This is a genomic window from Paenibacillus sp. CMM36, assembly GCF_053570945.1.
In genome coordinates this window covers 78,053-99,788 of the sequence record NZ_JBSEDY010000017.1, presented here as the reverse complement: position 1 = coordinate 99,788, position 21,736 = coordinate 78,053, and the positions used below count along the sequence as shown (strand labels likewise).

General features: G+C 38.0%; 21 protein-coding genes. 3 read left to right on the top strand and 18 right to left on the bottom strand.

Annotated elements, in window-relative coordinates:
• Positions 1 to 214: 214 nt before the first annotated feature.
• From ACWA2B_RS24325 to ACWA2B_RS24300, 6 genes are all read right to left on the bottom strand, one after another.
• The gene (locus tag ACWA2B_RS24325) at positions 215 to 1,156 is read right to left on the bottom strand and encodes a hypothetical protein (RefSeq protein WP_449292703.1); all 942 of its coding nucleotides are present in this window, start codon (positions 1,154 to 1,156) and stop codon (positions 215 to 217) included.
• A gap of 215 nt (positions 1,157 to 1,371) precedes the next feature.
• Positions 1,372 to 2,133 carry a hypothetical protein gene (locus ACWA2B_RS24320; RefSeq protein ID WP_449292702.1) on the bottom strand — a complete coding sequence of 254 codons (762 nt, stop codon included), beginning with the start codon at positions 2,131 to 2,133 and terminating at the stop codon, positions 1,372 to 1,374.
• A gap of 141 nt (positions 2,134 to 2,274) precedes the next feature.
• The gene (locus ACWA2B_RS24315; RefSeq protein WP_449292701.1) at positions 2,275 to 2,805 is read right to left on the bottom strand and encodes a hypothetical protein; all 531 of its coding nucleotides are present in this window, start codon (positions 2,803 to 2,805) and stop codon (positions 2,275 to 2,277) included.
• Between the two features lie 266 nt (positions 2,806 to 3,071).
• Positions 3,072 to 3,884 (bottom strand): class I SAM-dependent methyltransferase, encoded by an 813-nt coding sequence (locus tag ACWA2B_RS24310; protein ID WP_449292700.1) that lies wholly within the window; start codon positions 3,882 to 3,884, stop codon positions 3,072 to 3,074.
• A 212-nt stretch (positions 3,885 to 4,096) separates the two neighbouring features.
• Complete coding sequence (locus ACWA2B_RS24305) at positions 4,097 to 4,789, bottom strand: hypothetical protein (RefSeq protein WP_290415792.1); 693 nt, start codon at positions 4,787 to 4,789, stop codon at positions 4,097 to 4,099.
• A 150-nt stretch (positions 4,790 to 4,939) separates the two neighbouring features.
• Positions 4,940 to 5,164 (bottom strand): helix-turn-helix domain-containing protein, encoded by a 225-nt coding sequence (locus ACWA2B_RS24300; protein WP_010345209.1) that lies wholly within the window; start codon positions 5,162 to 5,164, stop codon positions 4,940 to 4,942.
• A gap of 153 nt (positions 5,165 to 5,317) precedes the next feature.
• Between ACWA2B_RS24300 and ACWA2B_RS24295 the strand changes: the two genes are divergently transcribed.
• Positions 5,318 to 5,605 (top strand): DUF6809 family protein, encoded by a 288-nt coding sequence (locus ACWA2B_RS24295; protein ID WP_029515468.1) that lies wholly within the window; start codon positions 5,318 to 5,320, stop codon positions 5,603 to 5,605.
• Between the two features lie 233 nt (positions 5,606 to 5,838).
• On the opposite strand, the gene ACWA2B_RS24290 is transcribed toward ACWA2B_RS24295, so the two are convergent.
• The 7 genes from ACWA2B_RS24290 to ACWA2B_RS24260 form a co-directional block, all read right to left on the bottom strand.
• On the bottom strand, positions 5,839 to 6,231 hold the full coding sequence (locus ACWA2B_RS24290; RefSeq protein ID WP_209950156.1) for a VOC family protein: 393 nt from the start codon (positions 6,229 to 6,231) through the stop codon (positions 5,839 to 5,841).
• Between the two features lie 272 nt (positions 6,232 to 6,503).
• The gene (locus tag ACWA2B_RS24285) at positions 6,504 to 7,316 is read right to left on the bottom strand and encodes a DUF2785 domain-containing protein (protein ID WP_069010391.1); all 813 of its coding nucleotides are present in this window, start codon (positions 7,314 to 7,316) and stop codon (positions 6,504 to 6,506) included.
• A gap of 197 nt (positions 7,317 to 7,513) precedes the next feature.
• Positions 7,514 to 7,897 (bottom strand): nuclear transport factor 2 family protein, encoded by a 384-nt coding sequence (locus ACWA2B_RS24280; protein WP_209950154.1) that lies wholly within the window; start codon positions 7,895 to 7,897, stop codon positions 7,514 to 7,516.
• A gap of 196 nt (positions 7,898 to 8,093) precedes the next feature.
• Positions 8,094 to 8,465 (bottom strand): hypothetical protein, encoded by a 372-nt coding sequence (locus ACWA2B_RS24275; RefSeq protein ID WP_449292699.1) that lies wholly within the window; start codon positions 8,463 to 8,465, stop codon positions 8,094 to 8,096.
• A gap of 188 nt (positions 8,466 to 8,653) precedes the next feature.
• A complete protein-coding gene (locus ACWA2B_RS24270; protein ID WP_137078961.1) occupies positions 8,654 to 10,432 on the bottom strand; it encodes an ATP-dependent nuclease in 1,779 nt (592 codons plus the stop codon).
• 361 nt (positions 10,433 to 10,793) lie between these two features.
• Positions 10,794 to 11,795 (bottom strand): hypothetical protein, encoded by a 1,002-nt coding sequence (locus tag ACWA2B_RS24265; RefSeq protein ID WP_137078962.1) that lies wholly within the window; start codon positions 11,793 to 11,795, stop codon positions 10,794 to 10,796.
• Between the two features lie 226 nt (positions 11,796 to 12,021).
• Complete coding sequence (locus ACWA2B_RS24260; RefSeq protein WP_449292698.1) at positions 12,022 to 13,101, bottom strand: hypothetical protein; 1,080 nt, start codon at positions 13,099 to 13,101, stop codon at positions 12,022 to 12,024.
• Between the two features lie 316 nt (positions 13,102 to 13,417).
• Here ACWA2B_RS24260 and ACWA2B_RS24255 point away from each other — a divergent pair, with 316 nt between their 5' ends.
• Positions 13,418 to 13,624, top strand: a complete 207-nt coding sequence (locus tag ACWA2B_RS24255) for a hypothetical protein (protein ID WP_290409353.1) — start codon at positions 13,418 to 13,420, stop codon at positions 13,622 to 13,624.
• A 208-nt stretch (positions 13,625 to 13,832) separates the two neighbouring features.
• Here the strand turns inward: ACWA2B_RS24255 and ACWA2B_RS24250 are convergent, their stop codons facing one another.
• The 4 genes from ACWA2B_RS24250 to ACWA2B_RS24235 all read right to left on the bottom strand — a co-directional run bounded on the left by ACWA2B_RS24250 (position 13,833) and on the right by ACWA2B_RS24235 (position 19,874).
• Positions 13,833 to 14,213: an immunity 22 family protein gene (locus ACWA2B_RS24250; RefSeq protein WP_449292697.1), complete on the bottom strand. Its 381-nt coding sequence runs from the start codon at positions 14,211 to 14,213 to the stop codon at positions 13,833 to 13,835.
• Between the two features lie 157 nt (positions 14,214 to 14,370).
• Positions 14,371 to 16,434, bottom strand: coding sequence for a methyl-accepting chemotaxis protein (locus ACWA2B_RS24245; protein WP_341071041.1), 2,064 nt, complete (start codon positions 16,432 to 16,434; stop codon positions 14,371 to 14,373).
• A 284-nt stretch (positions 16,435 to 16,718) separates the two neighbouring features.
• Positions 16,719 to 17,258 carry a CueP family metal-binding protein gene (locus ACWA2B_RS24240; RefSeq protein WP_165149793.1) on the bottom strand — a complete coding sequence of 180 codons (540 nt, stop codon included), beginning with the start codon at positions 17,256 to 17,258 and terminating at the stop codon, positions 16,719 to 16,721.
• Between the two features lie 228 nt (positions 17,259 to 17,486).
• Complete coding sequence (locus tag ACWA2B_RS24235) at positions 17,487 to 19,874, bottom strand: polyprenyl synthetase family protein (RefSeq protein ID WP_449292696.1); 2,388 nt, start codon at positions 19,872 to 19,874, stop codon at positions 17,487 to 17,489.
• A gap of 177 nt (positions 19,875 to 20,051) precedes the next feature.
• Here ACWA2B_RS24235 and ACWA2B_RS24230 point away from each other — a divergent pair, with 177 nt between their 5' ends.
• Positions 20,052 to 20,621 carry a TerD family protein gene (locus ACWA2B_RS24230; RefSeq protein ID WP_449292695.1) on the top strand — a complete coding sequence of 190 codons (570 nt, stop codon included), beginning with the start codon at positions 20,052 to 20,054 and terminating at the stop codon, positions 20,619 to 20,621.
• A gap of 43 nt (positions 20,622 to 20,664) precedes the next feature.
• On the opposite strand, the gene ACWA2B_RS24225 is transcribed toward ACWA2B_RS24230, so the two are convergent.
• Positions 20,665 to 21,585, bottom strand: a complete 921-nt coding sequence (locus ACWA2B_RS24225; protein WP_449292694.1) for a hypothetical protein — start codon at positions 21,583 to 21,585, stop codon at positions 20,665 to 20,667.
• Positions 21,586 to 21,736 lie beyond the last annotated feature (151 nt).

Genomic DNA, 21,736 nt, shown 5'->3' with positions numbered 1-21,736 from the left:
TGGATTACTTGGTCTGTTGTTAGTTCTTCAATTCCTTCATTAAGTAATTCAATTAATCTATCTTTATATTCTTTCTTTTTCATAGATTTCCCCTCCATGATCTTTTCAATAATTACACATAACGTTTTGACAGTTACCGAAGTGGCGCTTCTCAGCCATTTTGGTAATTGTCTGTTATGCGTTGTTTATCTGTTTACATATCCTTCATATTGTACTAATCGTTTATATGCTTAAAAAAATCTTTTTCAATTGCATTATAGGCATTCTCAAAATCTTTGAAATATACATCCTGATACTTGCTCAAAATACTACTGTTCCCAGGAATCCAAAGCGGTAATAAATTATAATGGCAAAAAACATTGGGAATCTCCTTACTTCCATTTATCATATTTTCATATTCCTCTATTAACTCACTAATTATATTTTTCTTGAACTCTTTCTCTATTAAACTATTGAACTTTTGCAAATAATCCTTATATCTTTTCAAATTTTTCTTAGTAGCTGACGTAGATGTATCCAAAATAACCATATAGAAAATCAGTGGTATCTTAATAGGTATTCCAAAATCTAACTTAACGTAATCCCAAGATGGAATATCCGTATCAAAATATGTAAAATGTTTTAAGAAACACTCAAAAGCAGCTTTCTTTAATTTGGGACCATAATCAAATTTATATCTTTTCCATTCAATGAAAACACATTCAAAAGTTCTACTATCATCGTAAACTTCATCTGGATTCATACCATCGAACAATACAGAATAATACATTTCTTCATTATCACGCAAAAGATTGATGACATCATCTGGAACTCTATCTGTCCATATCATGTTTCTATAATCCCAATACAAGCTATAAGCTTTCTCCTCTAAATTCGGGAAAGTACCACACGCTTTGCATTCTACAAAGAATGATTTCAGTAACTTATGATCATTTTTCGACACCAAAAGATCAGGCATATTTTGAATGTAAGATTGTACCGCATCACTGAAAGAATCTTTTTTACTAAACTCTACGTTCATGCAATATTCAACTGCTATATTTTCAATGCCTATTAAATTTACTGAATAACCTAACAATTCAAAATGTGTTTTTGCAACGTTTTCACCAAAATTCCCCTTCAATTTATTTAATATAAATTTATCCTTATCGTTCATTACAAGACTCCTTAATATATTTATTAGATATGATTATACTTTGACAACAAATATGTTTCAGACTAAATTACGCATAACGTTCCTGTATTCATGAACCCCAAAGGGGTTGTCTGCTGAAATGCCTCATCGGAATCCTTCCAGCAGACCAAGGCTCCATGAGGAGCCGTTGCTTGAATATTATGTTATCCGATGCCACTTTTCTTTGAATAGTTGAACTATATATTCTCTTTGATAGCTTGTTTAACTATTTCTTTCAGCACCTTGTAACAATCTTTCATTTCATTGATAGCTTTTGTGATTTCGCTATCTTCTTGTGTGTGGCCGACTTGATTTCTTAACCAAGTAAATCTAGTTTCAAGCCTCGTACTTCTCTTGCGAGTACCGTCTTTTTGTTCAATTAGCTTTGTTGATCGTTGTTTTAATTTTTTTTCATCTTTCTTTGCTTTCACAATAAATTTATCAACTTCCGACTGATAATCAGTCTTAAGAACTAGCATTAAAAGACTATACAAAAACATAAATTTCCCTAAATCATCATCGTGATTAATCGCTTGACGATACAGATCATAATAAACGTGATTTGTCTTATCAGATTTAGTCAAAGATTTTATTTCATCTAACTGGGTAAGGTTAAATTTAAACGGAACAGTAAGTACCATTGAATGATCACTAAAACCACTCTTATATTCAGCAAAATTATGTAAAGTTTGCTCTATTCCATGAACCTGGATTCCACTAGTAAATATTATTCCTTTTATGATTTGGTCAATCTTTTTTTCTGCAATTCTCTTAGCTAGCTCAAATTCAATATCGTCCGTAAAATCGATTTTGATAATAACTATTCCCATGTTTTCTTTATTATCAAAAGTTATAGATATGTGCTCAATTTCATTTTTCCTTGTCGAGAAATCTATCTCTAATACTTCTTTAGATATAGGTAAATTCGAATATGCTGTGTATTCAATAAACTTTTTCATTATTCATCTCCTCGGCTTTAAGTGGTTTCGGATAACGTTCCTGTATTCACGACCTCAGCATATGCTGAGGTGTCCGGCTCCTGCCGGACCAAGGACGAATGTCCGCAGCGTGAATATTATGTTAAGTGATCTTCCTCTGAATTACCTATCAAATACGTCTTGAAAATATTTATCCATTAATCCTTTATTCTTAAATCTGTCTTTAATATGTTCTTTAGATCTTAAACAAGCATTTCTATAACCTTCACTTCTCATATTGTCCGCAAGAAAAACCATTTCAATTATTGGATCACTTGGTTCCAGCTCGTATGCTTTTGAAAGCATGTTTTTCCCTATGCTTTCCCAATGCTCATAGTCTCCAAAATGATGAGGAAACAAAGTGATCATGTAACCGAAAATCAATAAAAACTGCGTCTCTGTCGAGAAATTACGTATCCCTTCTTCTGTAACTTCGCTTAATGTCAATTCAATGATTTCATAATCGTTATCATCAAGCCCCTGAGTAACAAACGTATTTCCAGATTCGACACTCAAATACCAGGATATAAAACCTAAATTCAAGCATATACTCAAGTCACGCTTCCCTTTGTCCCACTCTCTTTTCGTTGACAGAAAGGCTTCTTGATAATTTTTTGCAGTCTCAAATTGATTTAATTGATCTCCATTAATCATCCTCTAGCTTCCTTTCAATTTTGCCTCGGAATCTCACTTAACGTTCAGGCATTCACGAACCCTCACTGCCTTAAGCGACCAACGGGAGCGGCCGCGATGCGGTTAGGCAGTGCAGGGTTGTCCGCCTGTTAATCTTCCCTGAAAATCCTCGGGCGGACCAAGAGGCGCGACAGCGACCCGCAGCGTGAATGTTTTGTTATCGGATGTCAATACCTTCCTCGAACCTCTAAAAATCTTGGAGTCAGTTTCGCTTTTGTTTTTATATCTTATAGTTTTCTTGCCTTTATCACAAAAGTTACTGAAAGCATTTTTGCTCTCTTTGCCATATCGCTGTTATCATCCCGCAATTGCATAAACTCATAATCACATTCCTCAATCATTAGCTCAATTACAAACCCAGCTTTTGCAAGCGCGTTTACATAAGTTGACAGCATACGGTCCGCTAACAATAGCTCACCTTCATCAACTGCCACCGGATACCAACCTTCATTAAAGTAACTCTTATTAATTACAAACCTATCATTTTCTGTAGTAACCCATCTGTGTATAGGGTGAGACCAACTGAAAATAAATAGCCCGTCTTTTTTAAGGTAAGAAGATATTCGTCGAAAGGTACCCTCAAGATCGGTGGTCCAACCTATGGCATAAATTGAATAAACATAGTCAAAATAATCCGTCGGGATGCCGCATTCTTCTTCCATGGGAGAACATATCAATTTTGCTGCTATTCCACATGACTTCAAATGTTGCGCTGCCTTTTCTATTTGTCTTTCTGAAATATCCACAGCCCATAGTTCAGATGCGTTTCGTTCCCCTTGATATTGCAAGGATTGACCATTTCCGCAGCCGATCTCCAGCAGTTTTTTTCCTGAGATATCACCAAAGAGCTGGCAATTTTCTTCTGAGATAAATGCTCCATAATAAGGGAGCACGATTGCTTTTAAGAAGTCATTGCCTTTGGTATCCCAATATAGGCTGTTTGTTTTATGAACAACATTCTTTTTTAAGTCTTCCGAGCTGCCGACACCATTTTCCCCGTCAACAATAATGCTTCTTCTATTTAATGAATTCTTGTCCATGAAGGCACCTTCTCTTAGTAGATATTTATATTTGAGCATTTCAGATTTGCATTAATTTCTGATAACGTTTGTGTATCTACGAACCCTCACCACCTTAAGGACCGTAGGTCCGGCCGCGATGCGGTTAGGTGGTGCAGGGTTGTCTGGTGAATAGGCTTCCTCAAAATCCCTCTTGCAGACCAAGGCCGTCAGGACGCAGCGTATATACGATGTTAACTAATGTTCCGGCCTCCTTCGAAATAATCAATACTCTGGTCTTTAAATAGTTCTTTCAATTCCCTTGATGTTTCACTAACAAAGATCTTAATAATTTCTGCTTTAAAATAGATAGGTGCTATATGAGGTTCATTCTTTAGATCTTGCAGCCATCTCACCTTATTATCCCTATACTGATTGACTTCAAGCTGCGTAATGTAAGGATTTATTGTATATCCCTTAGCTTTTAAGAGTTTTGTAAACAGTTTTTCAGTACTTCCCATTGATCTTAAGAGATCAAATTCTACTTGGCTAACTTCAAGGTTATATGTCTTTCTAATATCATTCTTTTCGCCTCTGTAGTTTTTCTCAAAATCGAAATAGACGGTATCTGTCCACCTTAAATCTGTATAAATATGTGAAAAGTAACCTATAACAAAGTCCTTCCATTCTGGCCCCGCTTGCTTCAGTAAATATTCCTTGCACTTCTCCATGATCAATTCCTTGGCTGGTAATTTATCGTTATGTACGAGATGAGTCACACCTTTTTCTTCCCTGGATACCTTCCCTCTCATATGAATCGCATCCGGAGCAATACTGCCTAATAAAAAATTGGGTGAGGGGTCATTAATAGAAAGGTTTTCTGAAATTGCAAAGTGTACCATAGGCCAAGGCAAATTAATTCCTCCTTTGATATTTCCTTCAATCATGAACTTGTCGGAATTTCAGTTAACGTTCCTGTATTCATGAACCCCGAAGGGGTTGTCTGCTGAAATGCTTCCCTGAAATCTTCTCGCAGACCAAGGCTCCAAAGGAGCCGCTGCTTGAATATTATGTTATATGACGGAATCGCTTCTTCACTACTGGTTTTCTTCGGGTACATACTCAATTAAATCTGATAATTTGCAGTTAAATGTATCGCATAGCTTGAATAAAGTTTCCAGCTTTGTTGTTTCTATATTCGTTTCCCTATACAACTTGTTGATTGAATTCCGACTTAAGCCCGATTTCGCCATCAATTCTGTTATATCATCTATTCGATGTTCTGCCATGAGTTCTCGTATATTGCACTTGATTACGTTCATCTTTTCCCCTCCATAATTCTATCTTATCTCCCATACCAGCAATCATCAACGAAAAGCGAAGTTTTAACTCTATAACGTCAAATATTCACCTTGCAATTAACTTTATAAGGTTATATAATAACTCTGTAGAGTTAATTAGAGGAGGAATAACATATGATTAATACATTAGAATCATTAACAGAGCCGCTTATAAGAATACGTTTAGAATTACTCTATACTGAGCTTCTGGAGTGTCATAAGGAGTACACTCAGCTTTCTTCGGAGACAGATCAATATTTTAAAACGCTTCGTGATGCTTTGCCCGATCAACTTCAACATACGGTTTTTCTTTACGAAGACGCCCAAATTTCTCTACAATCCATCCTAGAAAGAAGTATCTACATACAAGGTTTCAAAGATGCTCTACAACTATTTAGTGAATTGCAAAATTCTAGTATTTAGAGGGTCATATGACCCTCTTTTTCTATTTCTATTTCTATTATTTCTGATTCTGTCGTATAACGTTCCCGTATTCACGACGTCCGACGAAGTCGGATGTGTCCGGCTACCTCTACTTCTCCGAAATCCCTCTGCCGGACCAAGGGTCGGGCTTGTCCCGCCCCGCTGCGTTGAATGCAATGTTATCAGATGTTGGGGCCCCCTTCAAAATACCTACATTATCTCTTGTATTATTGTTATTTCCATATCTTCATTCTTTCTTCTAAATTTGAAGTATGTAATTCAAGCTGTATTCCATCTGGATCTAAGAAATTGATTGTCCAACCTAATCCTCTCTGTATAGGGCCTCTCACTATGTGAACCTCATTCTCTTGAAGTACCTTAACAGCATCCATGAAATACTCCTCTTCAATATAAAAAGCTATATGGTCAAATCCTAACTTTCTCTCTATATTCTCAGAGTAATTTTCTTGTTCAACTAGGCAGATCCAAGCAGTTCCCCATTCTAAATATGCATCTTTATTTCCTTTATGTCTAATCATCAATCCAAGAATCTGAGTATAAAAATCCAATGATTTATCCAGATTCTTGACATTAATGGTCAAATGATTGAAGCCTTTAACTAACATTGTCTTTGCCTCCTCGAATTACCTAGATGTGGATCTCTGATCTTATATATATTATACTTAAAAGCCCCAATTTCTGATAACGTTTGGCATTCCTGACGTTCAAGCAGCTTAAGTGACCGCAGGGAACAGGTCGTCAGACTTAGCTGGTTGAATGTATCGCCTGAATAATCTTCTTGCAAATCCTCCTAGCGATCAAGGGCGAATGCCCGCAGTAGGAGTGTTGTGTTATCGGATGTTCGGGACTTCTTCGATTTAACTAAAGTTTAGTTTTTTTAGAGCTGGTTTAATGTTTTTAGTATTTCTTTAGTTATATCCTCAGATCCGCTAATATTCAGTAATTTAAAATATACACTTCGCAAAAGATTCTTGATGTTCCCTCTAATTATGTAATATTGCGGATATATTTCTAATCTTTCAATGCCCCCAAGCTGTTGCACCCAATTAATTAAAATATCTTTCATAAGGATATCACGCTTTACAATTTGAATTACTACTTCTGCCATTCTTTCATCTTCATCGTTTATAAAATAATAGTTATTAACACAAGCCTTTTCCCCTATCAACTCTAAAATAACCAATAAATGTTTCTGAGAATAATAAGATGCGGCTGAAATAGAATCTAAACCATCAGCAGCATGTGCAATCGAATGTGCCCATCCCTTATCTAATATATATCCTCTAAAATCCTTCTCAAGTTCAAAATATAATGTCATTCTAGAGTAAATATATTCATATTCATGTTCAGTTAAATAATTAAAAATATCGTTATAATGTAAAGCAAGCGGAATGAACAGGGCTGAAAAAGAACGTGTAAACACTGTATCTTGATCGTTATCACCAATTCCATAGAATAAATGATCATCATCTAAAGTCACGTATAATACTTGTCTGACTAATTCTATACTTAGTTCTTGATTCATTATCCATCTATATAAAGTTCCATAAATGAGCTTATCCCTTAATTCGTCATCAATCGACCCAATGTGTTTAATCATTTCATGAACTACTTGATCTATGTCTGTTCCATTAGGAACTTTATAATTATTATCTCTTACATCTTTTAGAAAGCTTTTAATGCTGTTCATTTATTTCTCCTTATTTTTAGGGTTCCCCCCGAATTTCCGATAACGTTCCCCTATTCACGACGCTTGGCGTATGCCAAGTGTGTCCAGCAGCCTCTGCTTCCCTGAAATGCTTCTGCCGGACCGAGGGCGTATGCCCGATGCGTGAATATATTGTTATCTGATTTCAGGGTAATCTATGAATAACTTTCAACAGTGTTTCAACTATGATCTTCAATCAGTATCAACTTCTTATCTTTCATTTGAAATATTGATTTCCCTTGAAGTTTTAATGTTTCTCCTGCCTTCATTCCATTAGGGAGATCACTGGACAATATTCCCTCATAATCAATGTCAACCTCTGCTTTATCTCCTGTGAAAGTAATGTTCTTTATTACTTGACGCCTTTGAGAAAATACCTGAATTGACTGCTCTGCTAATGTGCGAAATTCCTGAATCCCCTTTGTTTCCGAATTCACTTCACCTTTAGAAATGTTTCGAAAATGAATATTCTCATTCAAAACTCCTATCATTCCATCAATGTTAAACGTGTTATATGCGCTCAGGTATTTTTCAATAAGATCTTTTAAATTTGAGTTCTCCAAGTCGAATCACACTCCTAGATTTTGATATTACATATTTGTCCTGATTTCAGATAACGTTTTTGTATTCATGAACCCCAAAGGGGTTGTCTGCTGAAATGCCTCTCCGAAATCCTTCTCACAGACCTAGGCTCCAACGGGGCCGCAGCTTGAATATTATGTTATGTGTAGTTATCACTCCATTGATTGACATTCTAATTTACGCCTTCCAACCCATCTCTTTATACAATCTTCTAATCTGTTTTATAAAACTATCATCTTCCCTTCCCTTATTTATAATCTCTTCATCTGTGGTTACAGCCCATCTAAAAATTTGTTCAATGCTCCCGTAACTACATTTAAATCCTTTGGCCAACTTCAGTATGTTTTCTTTAGTTGCGGCAAATGATAATACTACTCTTAACTCTTCATCTGTCCAAGGTCTCCCCTTATTTTCTGTACTATACGCTTGTTTTTTCTCATATTCAAAAATCAATAATTTCGTTTTGTGGATTACTTGGTCTGTTGTTAGTTCTTCAATTCCTTCATTAAGTAATTCAATTAATCTATCTTTATATTCTTTCTTTTTCATAGATTTCCCCTCCATGATCTTTTCAATAATTACACATAACGTTTCTGTATTCACGACCCAGCGCACGCTGGGTGTCCGGCGAATGCCGGACCAAGAGCGAATGCCGGACCAAGAGCGAATGCTCGCAGCGTGAATATTATGTTATACGACGGAACATTACTTGAATTTACATGAAGTATTTGATTCGATTAATGTTTGGAACATGCTTGTTCTAAAGTTTCAATTCCAACGAATTTCTTTAGAGATGTTGGAAAAATTTCTTCTCCGAATTCTGATGTTTCTTGGAGTTTAGTCCATATGCCTAAACTGCTTTTATCATTTGATTCGTAACCTATCACAGCTTCTAACTTAGGAATGTTGAAATGTATTTTTTCCAAAGAAGCTTCTTTAATTAATCCCCAATTTGTAGTAACCATTTGTCGTTTTGTACTGTCACTTAGAAGTTTGCCTTTAGAATTAAATTCTTCTAAATCCAATATCCTTTTTGTGTATAATTCACTTTTCTTTAAATCTTCAAGTGAATCAAATAAAAGTTCTGAAATGAAATTGTTTTTGAAGTCAAAATCATTTATACAAAAAAAGTCCACTCCAAGATGTTTACATAACTTAACCAAGATTCTGGCTGTAATCTTACCATGATGAGGAATTATAGAAATGTTTTTAAAGTTTAAGTATGTCTCTGAATACATAGAATCTTTAGTTAACAGATATACCTTTTTCTTTATAATTTCTTTGTAGGTCAGTAAATCATTTGGCCCCTCTACTAAAACCACCTTTTGACTGAACACAATTTTATTCAAATTTGGCTCTATCATTTTAATGTAATTATTAAAGTCTGCTACTTGATCCAAAGAGAAACCTTCTAAATCAGCTTCTGAAATATTCTCATCTGGTTTGTTATATTTCAAAATTGTTTCGTGTGCTTCATCATCAAATTCAAAACGAATAAGTCCTCGTGTATCAAAAGCATCTATCATTTTGTCCGAGTGAGTACTATAGATAACTTGATGCCCTTTTTCTGCCAAGTTACAGAGTACAGTTTTGTAAAAGTACTCTTGATGATTTTCATGCAAGAAACTTTCAGGCTCTTCAAATAAAAATAAACATTTATCACTCTTGTTGCTCTCAGCAATTGCTTGAATGATAGCCATAACAAACATAGAAATATATCCATCACCGAAATGATCTATAGAAATAAGGTTTTCGGTATCACCATTTAAACCGATTTTAAAAATCATATCCAAAAAAATATCTTCATAATCAGGCAATTCAAAACCTATAAAAAAATTACTGTCTCTTAGATTTGTTGAATAATTTGACCTTATATCCTCAAGAAAACTGTGTAACTTCGAATCTGCTAGAACCCTATCAGTTGAATCCTTCACTTCTCCTTCAAAAGTTTTCCTTTTTCCTTTCATATTCGCATCTGCTTCAACAATTTTTTTAATATGTTTCGCTAAAAACGAAGTAAGATTTCCCCAGGTAGTCTTCTTTGTTGATAACTCTTTTTTTACATCATGAAAATTCACATAGAAAATCCTAAAATACTTTGCTGCTCCCGAAGCATCAGGATTTTTTGTTAATTGTTCCTTGTCACGAAAAGATCGGACTCCAGCGTGCTCAATTTCATTATCCACTACGCTTATTCTTAATGAATGAAATCCTTTAAGCTCTGCTTGGTTTCCGTCTCCTTTAACTTCTATGCTGCTTTCAATTTCAGTTTCAATAAAAGGACGATTATTGTAATCACGGTTGTGAAAATCGTTAATTGTGAATGTATCCTTATTAACATTTTTCTCTTTTATCCCATATAGAATTGCGTTGAGAAAATTTGTTTTCCCTGAATTGTTATACCCAACGATAGCTACAGGTTTCTTATGATTCTGATCAGGAAAATGTATTGTCTGTCTTGTTCCAAATGATCTATAGTTTTCAACACTAATGCTTTTTATTCTAATATAGCTCATAAATATCCTTCTCCTTATTTATTTGTTCTGTCGTATAACGTTCCTGTATTCATGAACCCCGAAGGGTTGTCTGCTAAAATGCTTCCCTGAAATCCTTCTCGCAGACCAAGGCTCCAAAGGAGCTGCTGCTTGAACACTATGTTAGGCGAGGCTAACGGCATCTTCGAATAAATTCACCAGTTCTTCGTAAGTCTTTTTACTCTTTCTTTGACAAAATTCACTAGTACCTTGATGCAAATCCGATGATAATTTCAGTTAGCTTGCGGAGAATACTTTTTATTTGTTTTTTGATCGTTTCTATAAAAACTTCAAAAATTTCTCCTAACGCTCTTTAACAACACGAACTCGAGCGAGTGCGGTTCTAATAATGCCATTCTGACGCCCCATAATGTTCCATGGACATTCTAATTAATTCATTCCAAAAATCTTCCAAATCACTAAATAGACGGTTTGGGTTTACTAATTCAATCAATTGTGAAATATAACTACTAAAGCTCAGTTCATCTGCATTGAAGGACTTCATAAATCTCAATTCATCTATTTCGCTATCAGTAATACCGAGTTTTTTGACTTCTTCTACCGTTTCGAAAACATGACTAACCCAAAGCAGGGAATAGAACGATTTATACATACTCCTCCCTTTGATATTGGATTTTATTAATATTTCCCTGTAAATTTTCCTGATTACGTCGAATATATATGCCGAATCAGGTAATTCATCTATTTCTTTTCTGACATACTTCGAGGTTTGAATATATCCACCCTCTACATCAATTACATTAGAAGGTCGGTATATAGCTCTGTCTCTTACATAACAAAGCTTTTCATAAAGCCCTTTAATACTTTCATTTGGTTTATTTTCATCAGCAAATATAAAGTTGTTATAAAGTATTCTAAATACCTCATCCAATTTTTCACTTTCTTCTCTTAAACAATCACAATATTCTTTAACGTCAGTATGTGTTATCAGTGTTGAAAGGTCTTGTTCAAGTAATTTAAACTCATTCCATACATTTGGTAATTCGGAGGGATCTGATAAATCATTAAAATTGACTCCAAGATTTACAATACCGTTCGAGCATAACCTTTTGGGAACTTTTAAGTTAAAACGCTCATCTAATAACATTAACGAAATAAATAAATGATACACCGAGTAGTAAGTCAAAACTGCCCTACTAATTCTTAATCCCCCAGCACTCTCTACATCTTTAACTGATTCAAGGGCCCTTAATTCTGATAAACCAATAAGACTTTTATGAAATGAAAGTGCAGAACATGAGCACAAATAAACCATATTGGTGATATTAGTTCTATCCAAATAATTGTATTTCCCACTTTGTATATATGTAAGTTCTTCTTTCATTACCTGTCTCCTTATATAACGTTTTGGTCTTCTAAAATCTATCTAACAAATCTTATACCAGCCATCTTCTCATTTTTATAGTTTTTCAAGAGTTTCACCTAACGTTCCTGTATTCACGACCCAGCGTATGCTGGGTGTCCGGCGAGCGCCGGATCCAGGGCGTATGCCCGCAGCGTGAATATTATGTTATAGGATGTTAACGCCTTCTTCGATTCTACTGAAAATTTCATCTTACTTTATAAGATTTATCCAATAAATTAGGAATCGAATTTCTATTCTGTAGATCGAATACTCTTTTAGCTTCTTCAAGTGAATTAGCAAATGGAGTAGTTGCTTCAGCCACATTTGTCTGTTGCGCTACCTTCCTTAATTCTTGGTTCTCTAAAATTTCTTTATCTAATCCTTTATAAATAAAGACATCTTCCGAATAGCTAAAAATTATATAATTAATCACTTTTAATTTTTCCTGAATTGTGAGCTTTTTAAACTGCCTAAAGAAAGTTCTGTATCTCTTCTCTTCATTTTTTATAAAAATCAATACAACGCTATGATCCTTAAATGGCAATACACTTATGTGCATTTCACTTAATAGATACTCTTGAGAACCGCTATAGATATCATTTATAGTGTTACCTTCAAAATCAGCTATTAATGATACACAATTCTGAAAAGCTATTGGAACAACATAGTCAAGAGATTCGAAATAAGCCGAGTAAAAATGATCATTCCATTTTGATACCGTAGCCTTTTTAGAGTATTCAAATCCCATAACATACTCTTTTAAATCAAGCTCATTAATAGAGTGAATGTATTCCACAAATTCGCCCGGTAACTGCTCAATATTAGGATATAGTGCATTTTCAAGTTCTCTTTTACTAATGTTCTTCAAATAGTTTTTCATAGCCATTTGTGAAAGCATTTTATCATTCGGCTCTTTAAAGTAGTTTTCAGGGTTTTCGTAATTTTTAAAAACTTTGCTATCGCAATCGTTACATATTATTTTAAATGTCCCTGCTTCATTGATCCCTTTAGGTTTATCAAACATAACTGAGTCAATTAAATTGCCTGAATAAAGTAGGCGGCCATCTATTGCAATATTGTCCAAACAAAATCTTGGAACTGAATGGGAATTACAAAAACTACTGCACTCAGTATTACAGATATAACATCTCAATCTTTTAGAATCCGCCCGGCTCTTTTTCATTATTGTTCCTGTTAATTTGTTGAATTCAACTTTTATATTTTTGAATGATTTTATTTCAGATTGTGAGAGTCCTAAAGATCTCATTCTTACTTCTTCATTCATAAGTATTCCTCCATCATTCGAAGTTGCGTTAATTTCCGATAACTACTTATTTACGAACCTCAGAAAAAATGTTCTCTTTGTCATATTCACGAACTTCGTGAATCCTGCACTTTGTTCCTGATTCCCGCACTTTCTGCGTTTCAATCCTTCACCCTGCCCAGCCGATCCAACAAACTTTGAATCCGCCCAATGCCCCGTCTACTCACATGTGTACCGCTCCGTAGTTTGTACACTCTGACGCTCCAGCAGTTCCTGAATATAGCGAAGATCAATCCTATTTCTCCAGCAAGTGGGTCGCAAAGGAATGCGTCAGCGAATGAATGCTCATCTGTCTGCGAATATCCGCTTCAACCAGCGCTTTTTTCAAACACTTTCTGCGCTGATCGTTCTGTCAGGTGACGGCCTTCCCTCTGCCCTGGAAACAGCCAGTTTTCCGGCAGCTATCCCCTATGTACTGCTCGACCGCCGCAAACGCCGCTTCGGAAAGCAGCGTTTGCCGAACCTTCCTGCTTCATTCCGATAAAGTAGGTAATCTTCATCTCGCTTGTCTCCTTAGTATATCAGCCGTTCAAAAATTTGGAAATCTAATTTCACACAAAAAAAGGGCCTTAAGATGGAAATTCACCTCAAGGACCTGATTCTTTCGGATCAAATTATTGATCCTTTAAGTTCAATTTTCATTATCATAATTACTTAAAATGAGACTCCGAAAACAGTGGAATAGTGTAACGTTAATCTCTTGTATAAGAATATGCGGCTAAAAAGCGTAGTTTCTCGCCATTTTTTTCAGATAAACCGCTTGTATTACAATCATATATAAAGAACAACGAATTATATTTACCATCTATTTTACTCAAATCATGTAATAGTGGAGATAAAAAAGAATCAACATAGGAAACATCTTTTATACCATCATCTGACCCATCAACCAGAAAGACTCCTTCAGCAAAATCTTCGCCAAAATCATCTATTTTATGATCATTTAAAAAACCGCTAAAAATATTCTCATTCTCATCTTCCGGGTATTTGATCTCAACATATTCAAACAACTCATCTTCAGAGGCAAAGTGACCGTACCAGACGGACACCATATTTTTTTCAAAGCAATTCATATCTTCACCCCGCTAATATTTCAGTTTATACGTATGGTCTATCTGTATCCCGCACCAGCTACCATGCCCTCTACCCCACAACAGCTGTTGAAGCTAAAAAGCCCGCTGAACGCGGGCTTTGCTGTATATTTAGCCAATATCATGCCTAGTAGACTTGTTACTCAACCTTAAACTGCTTTAATTCGTCTTGCAGCTTAGTGGACAATTGGTTTAATTGTTTGGAGAGTTCAGCAACCTGTTCGAAGCTCTCCAATTGTTCCTGCGTGCTAGCGCTGACCTCTTCGGTTGAAGCGGAATTCTCTTCGGTGGTGGAAGAGATGATCTCCAGCGCCTGCAAAATCTCATCTTTGTGCTTGTGGACTTTGGAGGTGTTGGTGCTGATCTGGATCATTCGTAATTTCAAATCTTCCAAATCCTTGTTAATGCTAAAGAACACCTGCTTCGTGTCCTCTACCGATCTGGCATTTTCTTCTGCAATTTTCAGACCATGAACGGTATGCTCAACCGATACACTGGTTTTTTCTTCAATCACACGGACCTTCTTGTAGATTTCCTGTGTCGCTAGTGCCGTCTGCTCAGCCAGCTTGCGAACCTCCCCGGCAACCACAGCAAACCCTTTGCCCTGTTCTCCTGCACGCGCAGCTTCAATAGAAGCATTGAGCGCCAGTAGGTTGGTCTGTGTTGCAATTTGGTTGACCGTATCCACGATCCCCGAAATCTCATGACGGCTCAGATCGATATCCTGAATGATGGCCGACATCGCTTGGGTAGAATTGTGATTTTCTTCCGCCCATTTGGATAGCTGATCTACTACTGCAAGCCCTTGTCCGCTTTGTTCGGCAGAGGTTTGCACCATCGATTCGATGGCTTTCGTATCATTGGCAATTTCGTCAATTTGGCCGGATAAGGCTCCGGTTTTTTGTAAAATGTTATCCGTTTCGATGGATTGGTAGTTCGTTGCATTGGCTATTTCATTAATTGCTGTCGCAGTATCGTTCATCGTGATTGCGGTTCTGGAAGAAATGGATTGCAAATCATTTGAAGACTGATTCAAGACTTGAGCTGAGCCGCCTACCATTTGGAGCATGCCTTGAATTTTTTGAACCATATTGTGAACCCCTTGAGAAATTTGCCCAATTTCATTGTTGGAATGCGTATCAAACGGAACGGTCAAATCTCCATTTTCAATCAGCTTGATTTTGGCAAGCAATTTCGGGATTGATCTCAACAGATAGCGGAGCGTTATATAACAAATCACAACGAGCAGAATGGTGGCTGCAGCAAAACCGCCAATCGTAATCCAGGTAAAGGCTTTTAATTCTGCGAGCGCCTCTTGTTCAGAAATAGTTACACCTACGGACCACCCCGTGTCTTTACTGGTTGCATACCCGATATAACGACGTTCCCCATTATCATTAATGAGCTGTACTCCGGACTCACCAGCAATCATCTTCTTTCCGATCTCCCCAAGATCACCTGTGCTTTCGTTAATCTTTTCTTTCAGCACTTTATTTTGATCGGGGTGATACAAAATATCACCTGTTTTGGATGCAAGAATTGAATAGCCTGTGCTTCCAAGCGAATAGCTTTGCATAACGGCAGGGATGTCTTTGAAAGCAATATCGACAGCAGCAAATCCGATTAATTGGTTACTGCTATCTTTGATCGGATAGAAAATGCCCATGAGCACATTACCCGAATTGACGTCCTTATAGGGTTCTGAGTAGTATAAACCGTTTGCTTCAACTGCCGGTTTAAAGTACGGGCGTGTATGGATATCGAAATCCGGTTTGGAAGCAACACCATCATTCTGAAGAAAGAAGCCTTTACCAGATATTCCTGCAATCCAGGCGTCGGCAAAAGATGGCTCTGCCTTTACAATGGCTGCCAAAGTCGCTACTGTTTCCGCAGCATAAGGAGAAGTTTTCACCATTTCTGCCGATGGGGTGGTTTCTAAATATTGCTTAAAAGTGTTGTTCGTTGACATTTGCTGGACAAGTGAGCCCTTTTCCTTAAACAACGCATCGAATTGACTAACGATGGCCTGCGTCTTGGTCTGGAGCATGGCCTCTTGCTGCTTGACAAGTATGCTTCGCGTGCTTGCAAACATGAACGTCCCCAAGATTGCAAAGACGACAACGATAATAACTAACAAGACCATGGCCAATGTGTTCGCGATGCTGGATGATCTGAATTCGCGCTTCTTCATATTTTGTGACATGCTGCCATCTCCCCGAGAAATATTGAGCAAAAAGCTCTTAGATAATATGTCGGAAATTCGCAGCTGTTTGAATAGGTTTTTAGTATACACAATTTAAGGTTTTGCTATCTGATTCCTCATAGATTCCCACCTAACCTGTTCCGCAACTCCAGCAAAAGATTAGGGCAGCACAAAGAGCCTCCGTCAGACGTAGGCTCTTTACTAAAAGCTATGTATGAACGCAGGGTTATGTGGACTTAAAGTGTACGAGCGATCAGTAAGCTCAACCCCATTATTCTCTATCATTAGCCTAGCTGCATCGTTGTGATACACGTATCGTTTTTCTCATATGTAGAGAATTCAGTTTCAGCCGTTTTACCTTCATGATTGACGCTAATGCGGTAGGTTTTATCCCTGGGCAGCCATAGATCAATAAAACCATTGGGTTGTGATTTCATGGCAGCATTCTCCATGATGACATTCCCTTCGGAGTCGTGAACGGTCACATTGAATTCTCCGTTTTTTATTTCGCCTTGGCAGCCGGTTAGACTATGAGTTGCACAAGGGTGGGTCTCTTCTACATATGGCGCAATCGAAACAAAAAACTCGTTGTCAGGCAAATTATAAGTTATGGGTTGGGCATTGTCTCCATTAACAATTAACTGACTGGAATTAATGGAAGCGGATTGACCTGTTCCCTTGCCTGCGCTGAAATCATGCACCAATTGCTTGATATCTGTTGTCCCGAGCTTGTCCGCTCCTTCTTTCTGCATATTTCCTGCAATCAGGTACGTGCCCAATGCCGCAACAACCAACCCTGAAGCGACCAAGATTCCTTTTTTCATCTGGAGTTCATCTCCTTGTCCGTTTTTAAACATTATAATGTAGAACGCGCCGTAACGGACAAAATACGGTACTGAAGTCACCAGATATTCACATCTTTGCTTTTTATCCAGACGTATCTGCGTTACATTAGATGATCCCCAAAGAGGGGCAAGGAAGTATGAGCAACTCTACTGTCTCAACGTACAAACACCCCACCACTCCTATGGAGCTATGGGGCACAATTCTTTTTAACGATCCCGGTTCACAATATAATTCATTAGATGCTTCAGAAAAGCGATATTGCGTGGCACCTCTTTTAATGCTTCCATGGCAAGGCAGTAGTGCTCCCACATTTCTTTACTGGCACCTTTGTAACCAAGGATGGACACGAAATTCGAGTTATTGTTATCCGAATCCTGGCCCACAGGTTTTCCAAGTAACAGCGTATCTCCTTCCACATCAAGCAAATCATCTTTAATCTGAAAAGCAATCCCCATATGATAGGCAAATTTCTGCAAAGCAGCAATCTCTGATTCCTCGGCCTGTGCGAGCATGGCTGGCATAACGAGACAAGCCTCGAACGCCACTCCTGTTTTGTAAAAGCACATCATATTCAGCTGTTCCAAGGTCAAAGCCTTTCCTTTGGAATCCAGATCCATCGCCTGCCCCATACACATATCCTCTGCCTTACGAGCCGAGTATTGGATCAAGGCAAGCACAGTCTCAGCATTGAACTGGTTCAGTGACGATTGCTCCCCGATGGCCTTCTGGATCAGATATAGTCCGGTTAATTCCGCAGTAGCGCTATTGTGCACCTGATGTAATGTCTGACGCCCTCTACGGGTAGACGCGTTATCCTGGGAAGGCAAATCATCAAAAATCAGGGAGGCTGTATGCATATATTCCAATGATCTTAGAAGAGGCACGATTGCCGAAGCGTCTAAGCCATATTCATTCACACCCATGACCCAGGTCAATATAGGACGTATCCTTTTCCCATCCCCCTCAAGACTATAATTGGCAGCATCAATAAGATGTTCTTTCATGGCCTCGATCCCAGAAGGCTTGGTAATTTTCAATTGGTTGTTAATTTGGTCACGGACTGTTTTGACCATATTCATAAAGTCTTCTTTTTCCCTTGAATCATTTTTCAGTTGGGTAATCATCTGGTCTCGAAGCAGCTTATCCAAAAAATCTACATCCTCTGCTTTGCCCACTATCTTCTGGATGAGACGATTAAATTCCGGATTTCCGGATGCAAAAATCCCCATTATTTCATTGTACTTTTCTACACCTACCCGTTCTTTATAACGTTTGAGTCCATTTATTGCACGGTCCAGTATCACCTCGCGAGCCATAGCATCCGAGTCATATACGTTATGGATCAAATTCGAAATGACCGCCCAGTATAGTTCGAAGGGATTGATCAAATCCGATCTTTGATGATGATATTTTAAATAATAGGTATAGGGTGTTACCGCACCGTCCCTCATATCGTCGGCCATATCTGCAAAATCATCAGCAAGCTGGTTATAGATACCATAATAGAATGTTCGTTGCTCAAACCCTCCATCCTCAGGAGCACTAATCACGGAACGGACAATCAGGCGGGAAGAAGCAGATTTTAAAATAACGGGTATATAAAGCTCTTCATTGGTGTAATTAGCTTGTTTTATATCCTTATCCCGGTCGATATCTTGAGAATGAAAGAAAACATAGGACTGCTCGAAAAAGGTTTGCTGTGTGTCTGGCCGCTGATGTGCCTTAATATACTCAAAAGCATCCGAGAGCTCCGAATGGATATAGCGAATGAACTTCATATGATCGCCGGACCAGTCGCCCAGTTCTGGCACAGATCCGGTAAGAAGCGCGGTACGTATCATATGGGAATATTGTTCTTTCTCTTGAACGGTCAACAGCTGAGAATCGAGCAGATCATCAATAAAAGGATAAGTCAACCCATAGGAATACCCAAGCCTGATGGCTTTATCCAGTCTGCGCGAACGTTCAACAGGTGACACGGCTTCGTCCATTTCTTCCATCACATGCAGAATAACCCCAATGATGATTTTAATCAGTTTGCGCTGGGCATGCTCTGCATCCATTTCCTCAGGAATATGAGAAGCTACAGAGTTAAGCTTGTTGATTAGCCAGATTACAGTGGTTTCGATCCCTTCCTTTTGAGACCACCGATACACCCCGGCTAAATTCATAAACTCCGCTTGATCTCTCCTGTTAGCATGGGTGGGTTGAAGCAAATATCTTTTTACGTCAGCAATGACGCGCTGAATCCGGGTCTGTGTGTCGGCAGAATCTAGAGCCTTGCCTAGATCCCTCATGTAAATATAAGAGACACTCCGCTTCAGATATTCATCTAACTTCCCCGTGTAACTCAGCCATTGAATATATCTGTAGTAATCCCGGGTATCCGGCTTTCTCTTTTTCCGCGAAAAGAAGGATAACCATGAAGAAGAATGGATATGATTCCTTTTCCATATATGGATATCTTTTGTGATAGAGGTTACATAAGTTTTATTCTTGACCTGATTATAGAGTGATGCAAAATACTGAAGCGCCTTCTGCTCAGCCAGCTGATATCCTGTATCGGCTTGAAATTTTCCATTCATATGATGCATTACCTCAACTTCTCATTTTGTTAAACATGGTTGCATTTCTCCCTGAGGGAACGAATTTGGATCATGTTTTTATCTTTATACGGAATAAAGTCTGTGAAGTTACGAATAGATTATATCCTTCTATATATATGCTACAATTTCAGAGTAGAACGAAAATAATGATAGGGAGGCATAACGTTGAGTATTAATCTAGTTAAAGGACAGAAGGTAGACCTAACCAAAAATAATCCATACTTATCCGTGCTAAAAGTAGGCCTTGGATGGGACCCTATGAAGGGTAGAAGCATGGATATTGATGCGTCAGCGCTGCTTCTTAATGAGAACGGCAAGCTGACCCAGACGAAAAATCTAGTATATTTCGGAAACAAAAATAGCCCTTGTGGGGCCGTCGTACATAGTGGTGACAACTTGACAGGACATGGCGACGGTGATGATGAAGTCATTACCGTCTCCCTCCAGCAACTACCACCGGAAGTGCATAGAGTCGTATTTATTGTGAATATATTCCGTTTTTTCAGCTTTGGTAGACGTAAAGATTTCAGTATGGTGAACAATGCTTATATTCGAGTATTGGATGCGTCCCAAGATGAAGAGATTCTCCGATACAACTTGACAGAGGACTATAAAGGGATGTGTAGTATCCGTGTAGGTGAAGTATACCGCTATGGAGGGGAGTGGAAATTCGGTGCTATTGGAGAAGGAAGCACCATTACCTCCCTGAATGAGCTTGTAAAAACGTATGAATAAGCATTTTTGGTGTTAAGGAAAAACCCACGTCTGACGTGGGTTTTTACGCTAACTCTCCTATAGTCACCTGATACAGCAGAGAACCTTCACGGAGCAGCAGGCGGTCTTTTCTGAAATCCTGTTCGTGCGGCTGAAGGAACTCTTGATCGTCATTTAAAAAACGAATGTGTTGTCCTTTGCTCAAGCTGCCTGGCTTCACATTCTTTTTCAAGACATATTGTCCGTTCTTTCCATACCCGCCATCGAAGAAAAAGTGATACCCATCTGTAGCCACCCCGGAGCAGCCGGAAATGCTCGGATTCATAAACGTAATATTCGTACGGTCGCTACCGGAAATACGCCCTAACGAAAAGTCTGAATAGTAATAAAACCAGATTTCCTGTTCGCTGACCACGTTCAAAGCATAGCAATCATGAATGTCTGCCGCTTGGTTTTCATATATTTTGTGTCCTTCTTTATTCCAGGCGACAAGGCCGGAGGACCCCACAGGCTCATTCCAACCATAATTCCCAAATATACCTTCATCAAAATAACTGGTCCAGATCGTACCTTCCCCTGTAACCTGAACACTCTGGATACCGTCTCCAAGCAGCAGTTCATTCACAGTACGGCCTTCATAATCAATAATTTTACCATTTAGATCGTATTGGCCGGGTCCATAATAATGACAACGCGCTCCGACGAGTAACAAATGATGATGTAGAGGCTGTACATAATGATAGTTAAACTGCTGTCCCTCCACATACACTTCTTCAATATGATCGTCTAGAATGAGTATCTTGTAAGTACGTCTCTCTTTAAGAGAGGCAGGCGGGAACATCCCCCGCACTCGTTCTGGGACTTTATCAATTAGCAAAATATACACGCGCCCATCAGGGCCAAATTGGGTCGAAACGATCTCAAACCCTTTAGTATATTTGGAAATATCGATAAATGAATGAAGCTGTTTATTTAGATGCGACAATGTAGTTCCTCCTCTGAAAGATCAGTAAAGTGAAGTATGATTTGTACTGGACTTCATTTTGTCATAACAACATGCTACTGAGGAGGGCGAAAGTATGGCGATATGGATAGTAATCCCAAGAGATGAGTCATCGGCAAAAAGATAGTGAACA

What these genes read in the sequence shown, in the direction of transcription:
- ACWA2B_RS24295 (WP_029515468.1), top strand. Translation starts at nt 5,318, where the DNA reads ATGATTAATACATTAGAATCATTAACAGAGCCGCTTATAAGAATACGT.
- ACWA2B_RS24245 (WP_341071041.1), bottom strand. Translation starts at nt 16,434, where the DNA reads ATGTCACAAAATATGAAGAAGCGCGAATTCAGATCATCCAGCATCGCG.
- ACWA2B_RS24315 (WP_449292701.1), bottom strand. Translation starts at nt 2,805, where the DNA reads ATGATTAATGGAGATCAATTAAATCAATTTGAGACTGCAAAAAATTAT.
- ACWA2B_RS24255 (WP_290409353.1), top strand. Translation starts at nt 13,418, where the DNA reads ATGAATGCTCATCTGTCTGCGAATATCCGCTTCAACCAGCGCTTTTTT.
- ACWA2B_RS24235 (WP_449292696.1), bottom strand. Translation starts at nt 19,874, where the DNA reads ATGCATCATATGAATGGAAAATTTCAAGCCGATACAGGATATCAGCTG.
- ACWA2B_RS24290 (WP_209950156.1), bottom strand. Translation starts at nt 6,231, where the DNA reads ATGTTAGTTAAAGGCTTCAATCATTTGACCATTAATGTCAAGAATCTG.
- ACWA2B_RS24240 (WP_165149793.1), bottom strand. Translation starts at nt 17,258, where the DNA reads ATGAAAAAAGGAATCTTGGTCGCTTCAGGGTTGGTTGTTGCGGCATTG.
- ACWA2B_RS24285 (WP_069010391.1), bottom strand. Translation starts at nt 7,316, where the DNA reads ATGAACAGCATTAAAAGCTTTCTAAAAGATGTAAGAGATAATAATTAT.
- ACWA2B_RS24270 (WP_137078961.1), bottom strand. Translation starts at nt 10,432, where the DNA reads ATGAGCTATATTAGAATAAAAAGCATTAGTGTTGAAAACTATAGATCA.
- ACWA2B_RS24265 (WP_137078962.1), bottom strand. Translation starts at nt 11,795, where the DNA reads ATGAAAGAAGAACTTACATATATACAAAGTGGGAAATACAATTATTTG.
- ACWA2B_RS24325 (WP_449292703.1), bottom strand. Translation starts at nt 1,156, where the DNA reads ATGAACGATAAGGATAAATTTATATTAAATAAATTGAAGGGGAATTTT.
- ACWA2B_RS24320 (WP_449292702.1), bottom strand. Translation starts at nt 2,133, where the DNA reads ATGAAAAAGTTTATTGAATACACAGCATATTCGAATTTACCTATATCT.
- ACWA2B_RS24310 (WP_449292700.1), bottom strand. Translation starts at nt 3,884, where the DNA reads ATGGACAAGAATTCATTAAATAGAAGAAGCATTATTGTTGACGGGGAA.
- ACWA2B_RS24300 (WP_010345209.1), bottom strand. Translation starts at nt 5,164, where the DNA reads ATGAACGTAATCAAGTGCAATATACGAGAACTCATGGCAGAACATCGA.
- ACWA2B_RS24260 (WP_449292698.1), bottom strand. Translation starts at nt 13,101, where the DNA reads ATGAATGAAGAAGTAAGAATGAGATCTTTAGGACTCTCACAATCTGAA.
- ACWA2B_RS24305 (WP_290415792.1), bottom strand. Translation starts at nt 4,789, where the DNA reads ATGATTGAAGGAAATATCAAAGGAGGAATTAATTTGCCTTGGCCTATG.
- ACWA2B_RS24250 (WP_449292697.1), bottom strand. Translation starts at nt 14,213, where the DNA reads ATGAATTGCTTTGAAAAAAATATGGTGTCCGTCTGGTACGGTCACTTT.
- ACWA2B_RS24275 (WP_449292699.1), bottom strand. Translation starts at nt 8,465, where the DNA reads ATGAAAAAGAAAGAATATAAAGATAGATTAATTGAATTACTTAATGAA.